The organism is Actinophytocola sp. (genome assembly GCF_049647105.1).
Classification (GTDB): Bacteria; Actinomycetota; Actinomycetes; order Mycobacteriales; family Pseudonocardiaceae; genus Actinophytocola.
This window is the reverse complement of sequence record NZ_JBARWZ010000223.1, coordinates 15792-31397: the sequence shown is the minus strand read 5'-3', so window position 1 is coordinate 31397 and position 15606 is coordinate 15792. Positions and strand designations below refer to the sequence as shown.

At 71.0% G+C, this 15606-nt stretch carries 15 protein-coding genes; 8 read left to right on the top strand and 7 right to left on the bottom strand.

From position 1 onward, the window contains the following. Positions 1 to 16 precede the first annotated feature (16 nt). Together WBA97_RS26555 and WBA97_RS26550 are read right to left on the bottom strand one after the other, a co-directional pair. A complete protein-coding gene (locus WBA97_RS26555) occupies positions 17 to 1957 on the bottom strand; it encodes an acetoacetate--CoA ligase (RefSeq protein ID WP_424233650.1) in 1941 nt (646 codons plus the stop codon). Between the two features lie 9 nt (positions 1958 to 1966). Beyond that, positions 1967 to 2551 carry a hypothetical protein gene (locus WBA97_RS26550; RefSeq protein WP_424233649.1) on the bottom strand — a complete coding sequence of 195 codons (585 nt, stop codon included), beginning with the start codon at positions 2549 to 2551 and terminating at the stop codon, positions 1967 to 1969. 75 nt (positions 2552 to 2626) lie between these two features. Here WBA97_RS26550 and WBA97_RS26545 point away from each other — a divergent pair, with 75 nt between their 5' ends. The 3 genes from WBA97_RS26545 to WBA97_RS26535 all read left to right on the top strand — a co-directional run bounded on the left by WBA97_RS26545 (position 2627) and on the right by WBA97_RS26535 (position 4819). After that, positions 2627 to 3184: an NUDIX domain-containing protein gene (locus WBA97_RS26545; RefSeq protein WP_424233648.1), complete on the top strand. Its 558-nt coding sequence runs from the start codon at positions 2627 to 2629 to the stop codon at positions 3182 to 3184. A gap of 118 nt (positions 3185 to 3302) precedes the next feature. After that, entirely contained in the window at positions 3303 to 3479 is a 177-nt protein-coding gene (locus WBA97_RS26540; RefSeq protein WP_424233647.1) for a hypothetical protein, read from the top strand. Between the two features lie 98 nt (positions 3480 to 3577). Then, entirely contained in the window at positions 3578 to 4819 is a 1242-nt protein-coding gene (locus WBA97_RS26535) for a helix-turn-helix domain-containing protein (RefSeq protein ID WP_424233646.1), read from the top strand. Here the strand turns inward: WBA97_RS26535 and WBA97_RS26530 are convergent. After that, the gene (locus WBA97_RS26530; protein WP_424233645.1) at positions 4816 to 7734 is read right to left on the bottom strand and encodes a tetratricopeptide repeat protein; all 2919 of its coding nucleotides are present in this window, start codon (positions 7732 to 7734) and stop codon (positions 4816 to 4818) included. The two genes, WBA97_RS26535 and WBA97_RS26530, sit on opposite strands and share 4 nt — an antisense overlap. A 58-nt stretch (positions 7735 to 7792) precedes the next feature. On the opposite strand from WBA97_RS26530, the gene WBA97_RS26525 reads away from it, so the two are divergent. From WBA97_RS26525 to WBA97_RS26505, 5 genes are all read left to right on the top strand, one after another. Further along, the gene (locus WBA97_RS26525; protein ID WP_424233644.1) at positions 7793 to 8449 is read left to right on the top strand and encodes a vWA domain-containing protein; all 657 of its coding nucleotides are present in this window, start codon (positions 7793 to 7795) and stop codon (positions 8447 to 8449) included. Next, positions 8449 to 9270 carry a protein phosphatase 2C domain-containing protein gene (locus WBA97_RS26520; protein WP_424233643.1) on the top strand — a complete coding sequence of 274 codons (822 nt, stop codon included), beginning with the start codon at positions 8449 to 8451 and terminating at the stop codon, positions 9268 to 9270. The genes WBA97_RS26525 and WBA97_RS26520 overlap by 1 nt, the downstream gene beginning before the upstream one ends. Continuing rightward, positions 9258 to 10058 (top strand): hypothetical protein, encoded by an 801-nt coding sequence (locus WBA97_RS26515; protein ID WP_424233642.1) that lies wholly within the window; start codon positions 9258 to 9260, stop codon positions 10056 to 10058. Before WBA97_RS26520 ends, WBA97_RS26515 begins: the two co-directional genes overlap by 13 nt. A 146-nt stretch (positions 10059 to 10204) precedes the next feature. Continuing rightward, positions 10205 to 10375, top strand: coding sequence for a hypothetical protein (locus WBA97_RS26510; protein ID WP_424233641.1), 171 nt, complete (start codon positions 10205 to 10207; stop codon positions 10373 to 10375). 24 nt (positions 10376 to 10399) lie between these two features. Next, complete coding sequence (locus WBA97_RS26505; RefSeq protein WP_424233640.1) at positions 10400 to 11236, top strand: hypothetical protein; 837 nt, start codon at positions 10400 to 10402, stop codon at positions 11234 to 11236. A gap of 6 nt (positions 11237 to 11242) precedes the next feature. Here the strand turns inward: WBA97_RS26505 and WBA97_RS26500 are convergent, their stop codons facing one another. The 4 genes from WBA97_RS26500 to WBA97_RS26485 are packed head-to-tail and all read right to left on the bottom strand — an operon-like array spanning position 11243 to position 15546. Then, complete coding sequence (locus tag WBA97_RS26500; RefSeq protein ID WP_424233639.1) at positions 11243 to 12397, bottom strand: hypothetical protein; 1155 nt, start codon at positions 12395 to 12397, stop codon at positions 11243 to 11245. Then, positions 12394 to 13461 carry a hypothetical protein gene (locus WBA97_RS26495; RefSeq protein WP_424233638.1) on the bottom strand — a complete coding sequence of 356 codons (1068 nt, stop codon included), beginning with the start codon at positions 13459 to 13461 and terminating at the stop codon, positions 12394 to 12396. The genes WBA97_RS26500 and WBA97_RS26495 overlap by 4 nt, the downstream gene beginning before the upstream one ends. A gap of 28 nt (positions 13462 to 13489) precedes the next feature. Next, complete coding sequence (locus tag WBA97_RS26490; protein WP_424233637.1) at positions 13490 to 13621, bottom strand: hypothetical protein; 132 nt, start codon at positions 13619 to 13621, stop codon at positions 13490 to 13492. A gap of 14 nt (positions 13622 to 13635) precedes the next feature. Next, positions 13636 to 15546 carry a GH25 family lysozyme gene (locus WBA97_RS26485; RefSeq protein WP_424233636.1) on the bottom strand — a complete coding sequence of 637 codons (1911 nt, stop codon included), beginning with the start codon at positions 15544 to 15546 and terminating at the stop codon, positions 13636 to 13638. Between the last annotated feature and the right edge of the window lie 60 nt (positions 15547 to 15606).

Genomic DNA, 15606 nt, shown 5'->3' with positions numbered 1-15606 from the left:
GCTCCAAACCGGGTGGCTACCTGGGGATGAACGCTGACAGGGAGTCCGGGTTGGCCAGTGCGTCCAGGCTCACGGCGCGCTCCGGGGCCACGCCCGCGAGGATCTTCTTGACCGGGACCTCGCACTTCTTGCCGTTCAGGGTCCTGGGGACGTCGGTGACCACGATGAACCGGTCGGGGACGTGCCTCGGGGACAGCGCCGACCTCAGTGCCTTCCTCAGGCTTGGCTCCACGTCCGGCAGTGCCGCGCCCGGGGCCAGCACCAGGAAGCACAGCAGTTCGCCTTCTACGTCGGAGGAGGTGTCGATCACCAGGGAGTCCGCGACCTCCTCGAAGCCTTCGACCACCCGGTAGAACTCGCTGGTGCCCATGCGGACGCCGCCGCGGTTGAGGGTCGAGTCCGAGCGGCCGTAGATCACCGCGGAGCCTCTCGGGGTGATGCGGATCCAGTCGCCGTGGCGCCAGGTGCCTGGGTAGGGCTCGAAGTACGACTCGCGCAGCCGTTCGCCGGAGGGGTCGGCCCACAGGTACAGGGGCATGGACGGCATCGGTTTGGTGATGACCAGCTCGCCCACCTCGTCGCTCAGCTTCTCGCCATCGGGGGACCACGCCTCCACTGCCGCGCCCAGTGACCGGCAGGACAGTTCACCCAGCCAGACCGGCACGTCCGGGGCTGAGCCCACGAACGCCGTGCACAGGTCCGTGCCGCCGGACACCGAGCAGATCTGGACGTCCTTGCCCAGCTCGTCGGCTATCCACTGGAAGCCCTCCGGGCTCAGCGGGGCGCCTGTCGAGCCCAGGGCGCGCAGCGACGAGAGGTCATGGTCTGCCGCCGGCTTCAGGTGTTGTTTCAGGCACGACTGGATGTACGGCGCCGACGTGCCGAAGTACGTGACCTTGTGGCGGGCCGCCAGTTCCCACAACGTGTTCAGGTCGGGGTGCGCGGGGCTGCCGTCGTACATCACCACCGTCGCGCCAACCATCAGGCCCGAGACCAGGTAGTTCCACATCATCCAGCCCGTGGTGGTGAACCAGAAGAACCGTTCGCCTGGGCCGAAGTCGCCGTGGAGCGCCAGCTGCTTCAGGTGTTCCACCACGATGCCGCCGTGACCTTGGACGATGCCCTTCGGGAGCCCGGTCGTACCTGACGAGTACAGGACCCACAGCGGGTGGTCGAACGGGACCGGGTCGTAGGCCATCTCGACGCCTGGACGGACGAACTCGCGCCACGGGGTGGTGTTCGGCGCGGTCGCCTCCGACGACAGGTAGTCGATCAGGACCGTGGCCCGCAACGTGGGGATCTCGTCCTGGAGCTTGTCGATCGTGGGGCGGACGTCGAAGGCCCGGCCGTTGTAGCGATACCCGTCGACGGCGAAGAGGACCACCGGCTCGATCTGCGTGAACCGGTCGGCGACGGCCCGCACGCCGAAGTCCGGCGAGCAGGACGACCACGTCGCGCCGAGGGACGCGGCCGCCAGGAACGCCACCAGCGTGCGTGGGGTGTTCGGGGCCAGCGCCACCACCCGGTCGCCTCGCCGCACGCCCAGGTCGACCAGCGCGGCCCGGACCGCGGCCACCTCCGCGCGCAGTTCGCCGTAGGTGAGTTGCTCCGCGTAGCCGTCCTCGCGTTCGAAGACCACCGCCGGGTCGTCGTCCGCGCCTGCCGAGAGTGCCTGTTCCGCGTAGTTGAGCGTCGCGCCGGGGAACCACTGCGCGCCCGGCATGTCGGCCGACGCCAGGACTCGCTCCGCCCTTGTGTGGAAACGCACCCCCAGGTACTCCGCCAGCGCGCCCCAGAACGCCTCCAGATCACCCGTGGACCACTCCCACAGTGCCTGGTAGTCGGCCACCTCGACGCCCCGCTCCGCCGCCAGCCACCGGCGGAACCCGGCCATCCTGCTCTCCTCGACGCGGCCTGGGTCCGGACGCCACAACAGCGTGGCCTCGTTGTCACTCATGGCCTGTTCCTATCCCATATCGCGGGCCCTTGCCATGGTGTCCGCCCACACATCGCGCAGCGTGGGCGGTGGGCGACGCCACCGACCGTGCGTGTTCCGCCAGACGGTCGACAACAGCTCGGCCAGCGCCCGCCAGTCATCGGCCGCCGAGCCTGGCAGGTCGAGCAGGTGACCGACGGCCACATCGGTCAGCACCGCCCTGCCCAGGTCGTCGAGCATGACGGTCGACGGGCTGAGGGTTCGATGCCAGACGCCGTGCTCGTGGAGCGCCGTGAGGGCCCCGGTGAGCCCCGAGCCCACCCGCAGCAGCTCGTCGGTCCCCAGGCGGGCGCGGCGCAGAGACCTGCCGAGTACGGCGTCGGCGGCGATGGCGACCCGGCCGTCGACGAGGACGTCACGCACGGTCGCCAGGTTCGGGTGGCGGATGCCGGTGATCAGATCGATGACCGCGCGGCGGGGCGCGGGACGGTCCGACGCCAGTACGCGGACCGTCACCGGGGTGCCGTCCCGACTCACGGCGATGTGCGTCATGCCGTACCGATCGCCCCAGGTCGGGTGCAGTAGCCGGTAGCGGTCGGCCTGTAGCGCAGCCATGGGCGCAGTGTCGGCAGTGGACACGGACGGGACATGGATTGGACGTGGATTGCCAGGTCACGGTTGACTTGCGAAGTGGTGGGCGAGTGGGCCGGCAGAGGCTGGGAGCAGTTGACCTCCGAGGTGCGGTTCACCTCAGGGTGGTTCGAGGTGCGCCGGGACGAGGCACGCAGGCCGGACGGTTCGGTCGGGCCCTACGACCATGTGCGCGCGCCGTCCGCGGTGACCGTGCTCGCCCTCGCGGACGACAGCCAGGTCGCGGTCACGCGGCAGTGGATCTACACACACGGCGAGCCGCAGTGGCGGCTGCCCGCCGGGCGGATCGATGACCGCGACAGCTGTCCGGAGGAGGCGGCCCGCCGTGAGCTGGCCGAGGAGACCGGCGTGGTCGCGCGGAAATGGTCCACGCTCGGCGCGATCAACTGCGCCGACTCGCTCACCAACCACCGCGACCACGCGTTCCTCGCCACCGGGCTCACGTTCGGCGAACACTCCCTCGAGCCGGGCGAGTCCGACCTCGAGCTGCACTGGTTCCCGGTCGATGAGCTGTTCGGGATGACCCTGGACGGGCAGCTCCCGCATGCGGGAAGCACGTTCGCGGTGCTGTCCGCGAAAGCACGCGGCCTGCTCTGAAGGCGTTTCCCGTTTCCTGTTGAATCGTGAAACAGGAAACTCATTGTTGTCCAGAATCGCGTCCTGAATTCTCTTGGTAGGCGCCAATCCGGCGCCGGGAACAATACCAGGAGGAATCATGTCGCACTCCCGTGCTGCCGTTTTCACGACCCGGATCGCATTGCTCGCGAGCACCGCTGCCCTCGCGGTCGCCATCCCGTTCCTCGGCGCCACCTCGGCGTCCGCCGGTGAGGACCCGCCGCCCCCGCCCCCGCCGACCACCGCGACGACCAACGGGCACGACTGGAACAACTGAGCGGAATCCGGCGCCGGGAGAAATCCCGGCGCCGGCGTAACATTGCGCTCGGTTCTTGGCGATGGTGTACTCGGCAGGGAAAAGCTGGGGAGGCGCCGGTGACCGAGTTCGGCACATTGTTGCGGAATTTGCGAGTGGCGGCGGGTATGTCACTCGGAGAGCTGGCCAGGCAGACCAACTACAGCAAGGGCCAGGTCAGCAAGATCGAGAACGGGCACACGAGGCCCAGCGCGGGGTTCGCCAGATTGTGCGACAACGTGCTGGGGACGGGTGGCGCGCTCGCGGCCGCGGTGCGGCCCGCACCGCGGCGGGCCGAGCAGGCGCCGCCCGAGGACGTGTGGGTGCTCGAGCTGGACGAGGACGGCACGCTCCGGTATTCGGAGATGCCGCGCCGCCAGGTCCTCGCCGGTGCGGGCGCCCTGCTCGGCTACGCGATGACCCGCTCGGCCAGGCCCGCGATCGACGACCGGACGTTCACCGTGCTGCGCGGGTCGTTCGACCAGCACCGCCAGCTCGGCACCATGACGAGCCCGTCACTGGTGATCGGGCAGGTGATCGCACACCTGCACACGCTGCGCACCCTCGCGCTCGACAACCCGGAACCCATGCGGACGGAGCTGGTACTGCTCGCCGCGCGGGTCGCCGAGTACGCGGGCTGGATGAGCCAGGAGGCCGGCCGCGAGGCCGACGCGCTGCGATGGACCGACCGCGCGGTCAGGATCGCCGCGGAGCACGACCCGCACCTCGCTACCTTCGCATTGATCCGGCACGCGGAGATCGCGCTGCACCGGCAGGACCCGGCAGGCACCATCGAGCTGGCACAGAGGGCACAGCAGGACCGGACCGCCGGGCCGCGCATCCTCGGGCTCGCCGCGCGGTGCGAAGCACAGGGCCACGCGCTCGCGGGTGACGTGAGCAGTTGTGAGGACGCGCTGGACCGCTCCGCAGCACTGCTCGCCGTCCGCGAACAGAACGGGCAGCCGGTGCTGGGCGCGGCCTCCGTGCCGGACGACCTGGCACTGGTGCGCGGCCTGGCCCTGTTCGACCTCGGCAGGCCCCGCGAGGCGGCCGAGCTGCTCGACCGGCAGATGCTCGTGATCCCGCCGACCGCGCGGCGGGCACGGGCCCGGTTCGGGGTGCGCCGGGCACTCGCGCACGCTCAGGACGGCGAGATCGAGCAGGCGTGCCTCGCGACCAGGGAGGTACTGGCCGATGTGGCGGTCGTGGACTCGGCAACCGTGCGGATCCAGCTGCGTGAACTGAACCGGACCCTGAACCGGTGGCGCAACCACCCCGCGGTCGGTGAGCTGCAGGGCGAACTGCTCCCGCTCCTGCGCTAACCGGCACTAGCACAGTCGCAGGTCAGCTTGTCCAGCTCGGCGCGGATCTCGTCGGCTTCCAGTAAGCCGAGTTCGGTGTACTCGGCGAGGGCGTCGCGCCAGTTGGCCGGATGGTGGCGGCCGGTGTCGTGGAGGACGTGTGCGATGCGGTGGTTGGCCCTGGCGCGCTGTGCCCGCTCTCCCATGCCCGCCGACAGGTCGAGCGCGGCGCGGTAGGCGTGCAGTGCCGCCGTGGCGTCGCCGGTCGCCAGGGCGGTCTCGCCTCGGTCGAGGTACAGCTGGGTGCGCAGGTTCGGGTCGATGACGAGGTCCGCGACCCGCCTGGCCTGCTGCTGGCACTCGACGGCCTTGTCGTACCGGCCCGCGAGGCGGTGGGTGTTGCCGAGGTTGTTGAGCGCGTACGCCTCGCACGCCCGGTCCCCAAGCTCGATGGCCAGCTCGCGGGACTCGGTGTGGTCGGCGAACGCCTCGTCGAGCCTGCCGAGCCGCTGCCGCACGCAGCCCAGGTTGTCCAGGGAGTGCGCGAGGCCCTCCCGGTGCCCGAGGCCGCGTAGCAGCGCGATGGCCGCCAGGTGGTGGTTCTCGGCGGCGATCAGGTCGCCTCGGCGCTCGTTCACCACCCCCAGCAGGTCGAGCGTGTGTGCCTGGCCGCTTTCGTCCCCGATCAGCTCGTACCTGGCCAGCGCCGTCGCGTAGTGCTCGACGGCGGCTTCGAAGTCGCCGAGCTTGTGGGCGGTGGACGCGATCACGACGTGGGTGCCCGCCTCGCCGAGCGCGTCCCCGATCGCCACCCACAGCGGCAGCGTCTGCTCCGCGAGCGTCCTTGCCTCGGTGAGCGCGCCGGAGCGCCACCGCGCGTTCGCCAGCCGCAGCCGCACGTGGGCGAGGCCCAGCGTGTTGTCCGATCCGTCGAGGACCGCCGCCGCGCGTTGCAGCGTCTCGGTCCAGTCGCGCAGATGGCCACCGACGTAGAAGTACCGCCACAGCAACACGGACAGCTGCCAGGTGTGTTCCGTGCGGTTGTGGCCCGCTGCGTGGTAGACGGCGGCCACCAGATTGTGCCGCTCGTCGTCGAGCCACCCCCTGGCCGCGTCCTCGTCGGGGAACGACAGTGCCACCGGGCTGGTCGCGGTCACCGCGGGATGGCGGTCGCGGTCGTAGGGGAACAGGGTGTCGATCGCGGCTTCCGTGGTGACCAGGTAGAAGTCGAGCAGGCGGTCCACCGGGGTGACCCGGTCCCCCGGCGGGTGCGCGGCGAGCACGTAGTCCCGGAGCGGATCGAGCATCTGGAAGCGTTCCGGGGCGGACTCCTCAAGCAGGCTCACCCGGTGCAGGTCCTCGAGGAGGCCCCGCGCCCGTTTCACCCCCATCAGTGCGGCCGCCCCCGGCGCGGACAGGTCAGAACCGGGGGCCAGGGCGAAAAACCGGAACAGCGTCCGTTGTTCCTCGGTGAGCTGGTCGTAGGACACCGTGCAGGCCATGGTCGCGGCCTGGGAGAACGTGGTGTCCGGGCTGACCGGCGACACCTCGCGCAGCAGGCCGAGCAGGTGGGTCAGCGGCCAGCGCACGTGCCGCTGGAACTGGGCGGCCACCAGGTGGACCAGCAGCGGCACGTGCCCGCACAACGCGACGACCTCGCGGACCTGGTCGACGTGGCCGTGCACGCGTTCGGTGCTGACCAGCTTGCGGAACAGCTCGACGGCCTCGTGCGGCGGCAGCGGTTCGAGGCGGAGGTGCTCGGTGGCGGTCAGCGCGCCCTGTTCACGGCTCGTGACCAGCGTGAGCGTGCCGCCCAGCAGCGGCTCGACCTGCTCGGCCGACCCGGCGTTGTCCAGCACGACAAGGGTTCGGGTGCCATCGACGGTCGACCGGTACAGGTCGGCGCGGGCCGAGGTGGACTCCGGGATGGCCTCCGGTGGCACGCCGAGATCGGTGAGCAGGCGGGCCAGCGCGGCCGCCGGCGTCGCGGGCGCGACGTTCGGGGTGAAGCCGGTGAGGTCGACGAACAGGCGGCCGTCGGGGAAGACCTCGCCGAGGCGGTGTGCGGCGTTCACCGCCAGCGCGGTCTTGCCGACGCCGGGCATGCCGGAGATCCACAGCACCGACGGGCCGTCCTCCACCGAGGACCGGGCCACCGAGTCCACGAACGCCAGCTCGTCCGCGCGGCCAGTGAACCTGCCCTGCCGCATCGGCAGCGAGCTGAGCCGGTCCCCGTACTGCGCCCGCCGCATCGCTTCCCGCAGCTCACGGGACACGTCCATGCCGTACTCGTCGAGCGCCTCACGGGTCTGGTGGTACACCTCCACCGCCCGCACGTGATCCCCCGACTGGATCAGCGCCCGCATCAACGCCGCCGCGATCCGCTGCTGGGTGCGGTCCTCCTCCCACACCGGACGCAGCCGGTCGCGGATCCGGCGGTGCTGCCCCGCCGCCAGCTCCAGCTCGGCCAGATCCACCAGCGCGTCGACGCGCTCCTCGTCAGACGGCGCCACCGTCGGGCCGCCGACCCGGTCCACGTCCATGTCGGACAGGAACCGGCCGCGCCACAGGTCCAGTGCCGCGTGGTAGGTCGCGACGTCGCCGGTCCTGTGCGCCTGCCTGTACAGGGTGCGGAAGCGGTTCAGGTCGACCAGGTCAGGGTCGACGCGCAACAGATAGCCCGTCGGGGTTTTGTCTATCACTACCTCGTCGGTGTCCTTGAAGACCTTCCTCAGCCGCGCGATGTAACTCGTGATCAGGTCCGAACGGGGTTGGTCCTGCCCGCGCCACACCCATTCCTGCAGGTATTCCCTTGTCACCGCCCGGTTGGCGTTGAGAAGCAGGATCACCAGCACGTAGCGCTGCTGGAGGTCCCCCGGGTCCACCGCCGCACCGTCGTGCCACACCTCGAACGGGCCGAACAACCGAAAGTCCATATCTGATCCAGATCTGGTGCGGGTGCGCGCGTCATCCTCCCCGGCGGGAGGGCCGAGAATGCCAGAACAAATACTGCCGTTTTACGTGGTGTGCGACCAGTCCTATTCGATGGCCGACCACCTCGACGCGTTGAACGACGGGTTGGCGCAACTGCACGCCGCCGTCGGCACCGACCCCGTGGTGGCCGACAAGACAAGGTTCTGCCTCATCGGGTTCGCGGGAATCGCCGAGGTGTTGCAGCCGCTGTGCAGCCCGAGCGACGTCGTGCGACTCGTCGGGCTGGCCTCACAGGCGGGCACGAACTTCGGTGAGGCGTTCACGCTGCTCCGCGAGGCCATCTCCGAGGACGTGGCGAGGCTGAAGGCCGACGCGTACCAGGTGTACCGGCCCGCCGTGTTCTTCCTGTCCGACGGGCATCCCACCGACCCGGCGGCCTGGCCCGCCGCGTACGAGCGGCTCACTGACCCGGAATGGCGCGCACGGCCGAACATCATCGCGTTCGGGATCGGCGACGCGGACGCCGCAACGATCGGCCGGATAGGCACGTTCCAGGCGTTCATGAGCCGCGGCGGCGTGAGCCCGGCCGCCGCGCTGCACGGGTTCGCGCGGGCGCTCACCACGTCGGTGGTCCACTCCGTCAGCGACAGCGACCTGCTGCTGCGGGTCCCGACGCATGTGGCGGGCTTCACCGCGCTGAGGATCGATCGGCTGTGATGACCGACGTGTGGGGCGACCGGGGCGTCTTCCGGCCCCGGGAGCTTGGCCAGCCGTCCCGCGCGGCCGGGCAGCCGTGGCGGCTGGACGCGGTGGCCGACGTGCCGGACACCGTGCTCGACGCGGCCCGCGTCGGCACGCTCGAGGTCAGGGCGGCCTCGGCGCGCGGTGCCGGACACCGCAGCCTCGGCGAGGTCCGGCAGGACGCGATGGCCGTCGCCGACCTCGGCGGCCGGTACGTGCTCATGGCGGTCGCCGACGGGTTCGGCGCCGCGTCCCACGCACACCGCGGCGCACAGCTCGCGGTCCGCCACGCGCTGAGCTACCTGACGTGGGCACTGCCCGGCGCGGACCTGGACGCCGTGGACATGGTCAGCGCGCTGCGGCAGGCGGACCGCGTGGTGCGGGAGGCAGGGCCGAACCCGGAGTGCAGGCGGACCACCCTCACGGTCGCGGCCGTCGAGCTGGGCTGGTCCGGGCAGGGCCACCGGTACCGGGCGGTACGGGTCGGCAACAGCCCCGCGATGATGCTGAGCGACGAGGTGTTCCTGCCGCTGTTCGGCAATCGCGGCGCGGACGCGGACCTCCTGCCGTCGCCGCGTGGCCCCGCCGACGGGGTGCGCGGGGTGCTGCGGCCGGGTGAGGCGCTGGTGATCGCGACGGCCGGGCTCGGCACCCCGGCACGGAAGTCGCCGATCGGCACCTATCTGACGCAGGCGTGGGCGGAACCGCCGGGCCCGGTCGCCTTCCTGCATCACCTCCAGTTCGACCTCCGCGCGTTCGACGACGACCGGACGGCGGTGGTGGTGTGGGCCCGCTAGGGGACACGCAGCTCACCGACCTGACCGCGGCCGCGAAGGTCGCGGAAGGCGGGCAGGGCACCGTGTTCCGGCTGGCGCGGCCATCGGGCACGCTGCTGAAGCTGTACCACCGCGAGGTGGCCGTGCTGGCCACCGAACTGGGGCGCCTGATCGACCTGCCCGCACGCGACGTGGTCGCCACCCGCACGGCGTGGCCGAGCGGGCGCGTCTTCCACCACGGCCGGTGCGTCGGGCTGCTGATGCCGGAGGCACCCGACCGGTTCGCCACGACCATCGCGGGCGGCAGGCGGCTGCTGGAGTTGCAGTACCTGCTGTACCCGCGGCGCGCGATGTGGGCGGACCTGACGCTGCCGACGGAGGCGGAACGGCGCGGGCTCGCCGCGGGGTTCGTGGAGCTGTTCCGGACGCTGCACGACCACGACGTCGTGGTCGGCGACGTGTCCATGCGGAACCTGCTGTGGACCCTTTCCGGTGGCCCCGGCGTGTTCGCGATCGACTGCGACGGGTTCCGCCTCACTGGCAGGCCGCCCGCGGTGCGGCCCGCGGACACGGCAGGCTGGGCGGACCCGGCGTGCCCGCGCGACGTCACGCTGGACACCGACCGGTACAAGCTGGCGCTGCTGACACTGCGCCTGCTGCTCGGCAACCACCGGGTCACCCCCGAGGAGGTACGCGCGAAACCGTTGCTGCGCGGGCGACTCGGGCCCGCGCTGACCCTGCTCGCCACGCGCGCGGCTGAACCGGGCCGCCGACCGGCGGCGGAGTGCTGGCTCGGTGCGTTGCCGTGAGGAGCCCGTGCGATGCGGCTGTGCTGGGGGTAGCCGCATCGCACGGCCCGTTTCCCGTTGCCTGTCCCGGCAGGCAACGGGAAACGGGTGTCCACCCGGGAGATTCGGACGCATTCTTGTTGTGTGTCAACGAATCCGTGGAGGAAATGATGAAGATCCTCGTCTCGCTGCCGGGCATGCTCCGGCTGGTCGTGCTGTGTTTCGTACTGGGCATCGCGGTCGGCGTGTACTTCGGCGTCGGCGGCACCCCCGACCTCGCCCCGCCCACCACGGTCGACTCGACGTCGCACGTCGAACGGCTGGCCGCACCGAACTGATCCGTACTGCCGGAGGAGGACACGATGGCCACACACGCCGAGCTGGTCGGTGACCTCAAGACACTGCGCAAGGGCCGGGGCCTCTTCGCTGGCAACGTCGCCGACCGGGTCGGGCAGGCGCTGCGGGAACTGTGCGGCGTGACCGACCAGGCCAGCCCCGGCGAGATCCGCTACCGGGTCGGCCGCCGCGTCGCGTGCCTGGCCACCGAACTGCCGGACGACCTGCGCATGGCCGTGCTCGCCGCGTTCGGCATGCTCCCCTCGGCACGCCACCCGCTCTACCAGGACCGCGTGGCGTGGATAGCGGCCCGCATCGAGCGCGAACCACGCACCGCGCGGCGCCGGATCGACGAGGGCATCCATCAGCTGGCGCAGCTCGCCTGCACCCCGCTGCGTGTCGGGACGCCGACGGAAAACGGCTGGCACACCACGGAAACCCGGGTGATCGCGATGCTCGACCGGATGGTGCCGGAAGTGCTCGAACACCATCGTGTGGTGGCCGCACAGGAGCTGTGCGAACTCCACCTTCCCTTGCCCGCCGGCCGCGAGGTGGCGGTCGCGTACGGCGGCACGCTGCGGTCGGGGGTGCTCACGCTGCCCGCCCCGCTCCAGCCGGGCGAGGCGCACGAGTTCGCGCTGCGGACCCGGTTGCCGGTGCTGCCCCGGCAGCTCGTGCACGTACCCGGGCGACGGTGCGATTACCTCGAGCTACGGGTCCGCTTCGACCGCACCCGCCTGCCGCGCCGCGTGTCCCGCCTGCCCGGCGACGCCGCGTCCGTGCCGGTGGACGGCGCGGGCGAGATCCGGCTCACGTTCGCCGACCTGACCCGCGGCTTCACCTACGGCGCCCGCTGGGACTGAACATCGTCAGCGTTTCCTCTGGCGCTTGTTCCGCCGTCTCCGCCGCGCCTTGGCCTCGCGCCGCTGCGTCTCCGCGCGTTGCGCCTGCCGTTCGTCCTCGCGCCGCTGTTTCGCCGCATGTCGCTGCTGTGCGGCCGCGCGCCGCAGGGCCTTCTGGTCGGTGGAACGCCACGTCGCGTCGCGCCGCTCGGCCACCGCCTTCTCCCGGGCGGCGATCCGCGCACGCATGCGCTCGACCGACACCGGGACCCATCGCGGTCGCGGCGCGCTGCCCACCTCCCGTTCCCGAGCGGCCGGATTGATGCCCACCTCCCATTCCAGAGCGGCAAGACTCTCCTCGACCGCGGCCCGATCCGTCCCGGTCGTCGCGGTCTCGAAATCCCGCAGCAGGAGCACGTACGCCTTCGCGACCCTCACCCGTTCCCTGGGTGTCCCGCCGGGTTCGTCGACGCGCATGACCAGGTCGGCCAGCCGGTTGAGCCGGGCGTTGCCGGCGGCCCCCCAACTCTGCTTCCGTAGAAGAGCCTCCCGCCTTGCCGCCCACACTTCCCGGATCAGGAACCACAGGACCACCAGGAACGCGATGACCATCGCACCCGACGCGATCAGAACCACGGCCCGGTCGCCGTTGAGCCAATCGTCGTCGGCCGGTGGCACCGGATCGCGACGCGGTGGCGGCACACCGGGGAACGTCGCCGCTACGTGCGCGTCGAACACGCGCACGTACTCCTCGACGTACGGCGTCCGGTCGCGGCCGACATCGGCGAACGTCGCGGCCCTCAACGTCGCGGTCAGCAGCGTGACGTTGTAGTAGCGAGATGCGCCATCGCAGTCGGCAACCGGCCAGGCGTCTTCGCCACTCACCATGAGAACAATCAGGCCAGGCAGTGCGTCAGCGACCTTGTAGCACGTGGTACCCGTGAAGTGCCGTTCCGCCACGACCACGATCGGGCGGTCGCCGACGATCCGCCTGGCGCGATCCGCGTCGAGGATTCCCTCCGCGCCGGGCGTGACGTGGACCGACGTGTAGCCGAGCCGTTCGCTCACGACGTCCTCGATGGCCTCCTGGTCGCCTATGACAGCGGCGAGGACGATCGCCCCCATGACGAGGAGATAGAAGAACACGGCCAGCCAACCGACCAGGCGGCGCCGTGTCGTCATCGCTTCTCCTCGCGACCGGCCGACAAACCTTCGTCGGCGATCTCCCTGACCGCGGCCATCGCCTCGGGCGTGTGTGCCTGGTCGAACAGCGTGCGTGCGGTGGCGAGCCGCTCCGCGATCCGCGGGTCGACAGCCTGGCCGTTGCTCTCGACCTCGATCAGCAAGTCACCCAGCTCCTCGAGCCGCAGGTATGCCTCCGCCCGTTCCTCGCGCATCGCCACCCCCGCGTCGAGACGGCGCAGGGTCCGCCGCAGGTACAGGAAGAGCAGCCACATACCGATCGTGGCCGCCGCGGTCCCCGCCGCGACGTACATGACAACGGACTTGAATTCGAACCGCTCCGGTCGTGGCAGGTCGAAGATCGGGCGTGCGGGCTCGGCCAGCCGGGCAAGGACGGTGTCCACCACGTCGGTTGGGCGGCCGCGGTTCAGGAGTGCCGGGCCGTAGGTGGCGTCGCGGGCGTGCTCGGCCTGGTCCGCGCCCGGGCCGGCGAACTCGAGCCAGTCACCATGCGCGACGACGATCAGCACGCCCGGGGAGCGGGCGGCGAGACCGCTGGCGTAGTCGACGAACGGCTCGGGTGATCTCGCCACCCGGACACCTGCCCGGGGCCGGCTCACCGGCAGCTGGTCGAGCTGTGCTGCGGTGGCCGGGACGGTCGCCGGTGCGGGCGACTGTTTGCCAAGCACCGCGTCGGTGACGTCGTGGGTGGTGAGTACCCGGCGCAGCGTGTTCTCGTCGGCCGTTGCCAGTGGGAGCTTCCTCAGCGGGCTCTCGATCCACAGTCCTTCGACCACGGTCAGGCCGACGCCCGCGGCGTGGGCCCACGACCGCAGCGCGCCGAGGTCCGGCAGGCCCGATGTGGGTGCGAGCAGCACGCGGCCGTTCGCGGGCAGGCCCGCGAGTACCCGTGCGTCGTCGAGGGTGGCGACCGCGCCCGGCAGTCGCACGATCCGGTTCTGTTCGAGTTGCTCGATCACCGTCGGCGGCTGGGCGGCCGCCGACGGTGCTCCGGACAACAGCAGGGTGCCCGCGACCGCGAGCACCGCCCCCAGTGCGTGCATGCCGAGCAGTTTTCCACGCGGTCCGGCGTCAGTCGTCAGGAACCGTCACCCGCGCACCACAGCGAGCGCAGGTCGTCGGTGGTTCCTCCTCGGTGAGTGCGCCGCATTCCTGGCACACGCTGGCGAGCCAGCACGCCGACTCGCCACCCTCGTCCGTCACGCCTTCATTGTGCGCTACGGGGCGAAGTAGCCCGCCAGGTCGGCGATCAGGTTGATCGTGCCCGCGTTGTTGTACAGCCACACGTCGCGGTTCGGGCCCAGTGCCACCGACGACAGGTTCGGGAGGATCTGGCCCGCCGTCAGGTTGAGGTTCGACGTGGTCGGGCGCGCTGGGGTGGCGCCGGTCTTCGGGTAGGCGCTGACGTAGGTGGCCGTCGTCGGGGCGATGCCGGTCAGGTTCATCACCGCGGCCGTGGCGCCGGACGGGACGGGGCCCGCCATGCTCAGGGCGACCGCGGTGCCGCCGCCGGTTACCGGGACCCACGCGGTCGCCGCCGCGCGGGTGTCCAGTACCCGCATCGGGGACAGTGCCACGAACTTCGCACCGCTGTCCGGGCGGTAGTAACCCGCCAGGTCGGCCAGCAGGTGGACCTGGCCCGAGTTGTTGTACAGGTCGACGGACCGGTTGGTGCCGAGCTGGACCGTGACCAGGTTGGACGTCGGGTTCGCGTTGGCCAGGTTCAGGTTCGACGTGGTCGGGCGGGCGGCGCCGGTTGGCCACGCCTGCACGTACGTGGACAGGCTCGCGCCGAGGCCGGTCAGGTTCAGCGTCACCGCGGTCGCCGAGGCCGGCACCTGGGACGACAGGTTCAGCGTGACCTTGCCGCCCGCGCCGACCGCGCCCGTGGACCTCGTGTCCAGCACGCGTTGCGGCGCCAGCGCCGTGTTCAGGCCGGGAGCGTCCGTCGCGTACCAGCCCGCCAGGTCCGCGAGCAGATGGGTGCTGCCGGAGTTGTTGTACAGCTGGACCTTGCGGTCGGCGTTGAGCTGCACGGTCACGAGGTTCGGGCGGATGTCACCCGCGACCAGGTTGAGGTTCGACGCGTTCGGGCGGGTGGCGCCGGTCGGCCACACGGTGACGAACGTGCCCGACGTCGCGATGCCGGTCACGTTCAGGACCGCCGCGGTCGCGGTGGCCGGTAGGCGGGACGACAGGTCGACGGTGACCGACGCGCGTGCGCCCAGCGCACCGGTGGACGTCCTCGTGTCGAGGACGCGGGCCGGGGCGATCGCGGTGTACCCGGAGGGCTCGGACGCCTTCGTCGCCAGCGCGGCCAGTGCTTCCTCGCCGCCCCGCACGTAGTTGCCGTCCACCGGGCCGGTGATGCCGGGGACCGTGACGCTCTGGCTGTACTGCCACAGCTCCCAGTCCGACCAGCCGCCGGGCAGCACCGGGCTCGTCGCGTACGACGCCACCCACAGCGGGTAGGAGGCGAACGCCGCGCTGTTGCCGACGCAGTCCCGCCAGAACGAGGCCACCGTGTAGATGAGCGGCTCGACGCCGGTGCGGCGCTTGATCTCGTCGACGAACTCCCGGATCCAGGCGACGAGCTGTGCGGGGGTCTTGTCGTAGCAGTCGTTCGCGGTGTCGTACGGGTTGGCCTCGATGTCGAGCGCGGGGCGCAGTGTCGCGCCGTTCGGGGTGAAGCCCGCGTAGTCGAGGAAGTAGTCCGCCTGCTCCAGCGCGCCGGAGTCGTTGGGCGTCGCGAAGTGGTAGGCGTACGAGTACATTCCGGCCGCCTGCGCGCCGGTCATGTCGGACGAGTAGAACTCCTGGCGGTTGTAGTTGCCCTCGGTCGCCTTGACACCGACGAACCGGACCCCGCTGCCCGCCACCTGCGACCAGTTGATCGGGGTGTCGTGCTGCCACTTCGACACGTCGATGCCACGCACGTAGTCCGCCGCGATCCGTAGCCCAGGACCGTCGAACTCCTCATCCATCGACGGGCCGTGCGGCTTGTCGACGTTGTCGCGGACCACGCCACCGACCACCGGATACTCACCCTGCTCGGCGGTCGCGAGCGGTGGTGTGACCACCAGTGCCCCCGCCGCCAACGCCACCACCGCGCCAAGACAACGCCGCATCAGCACGTGCTCCCCCAGTTTCGAGCTACCTGTCCCGCCTCTCTATCGCTGTGCCGCCGC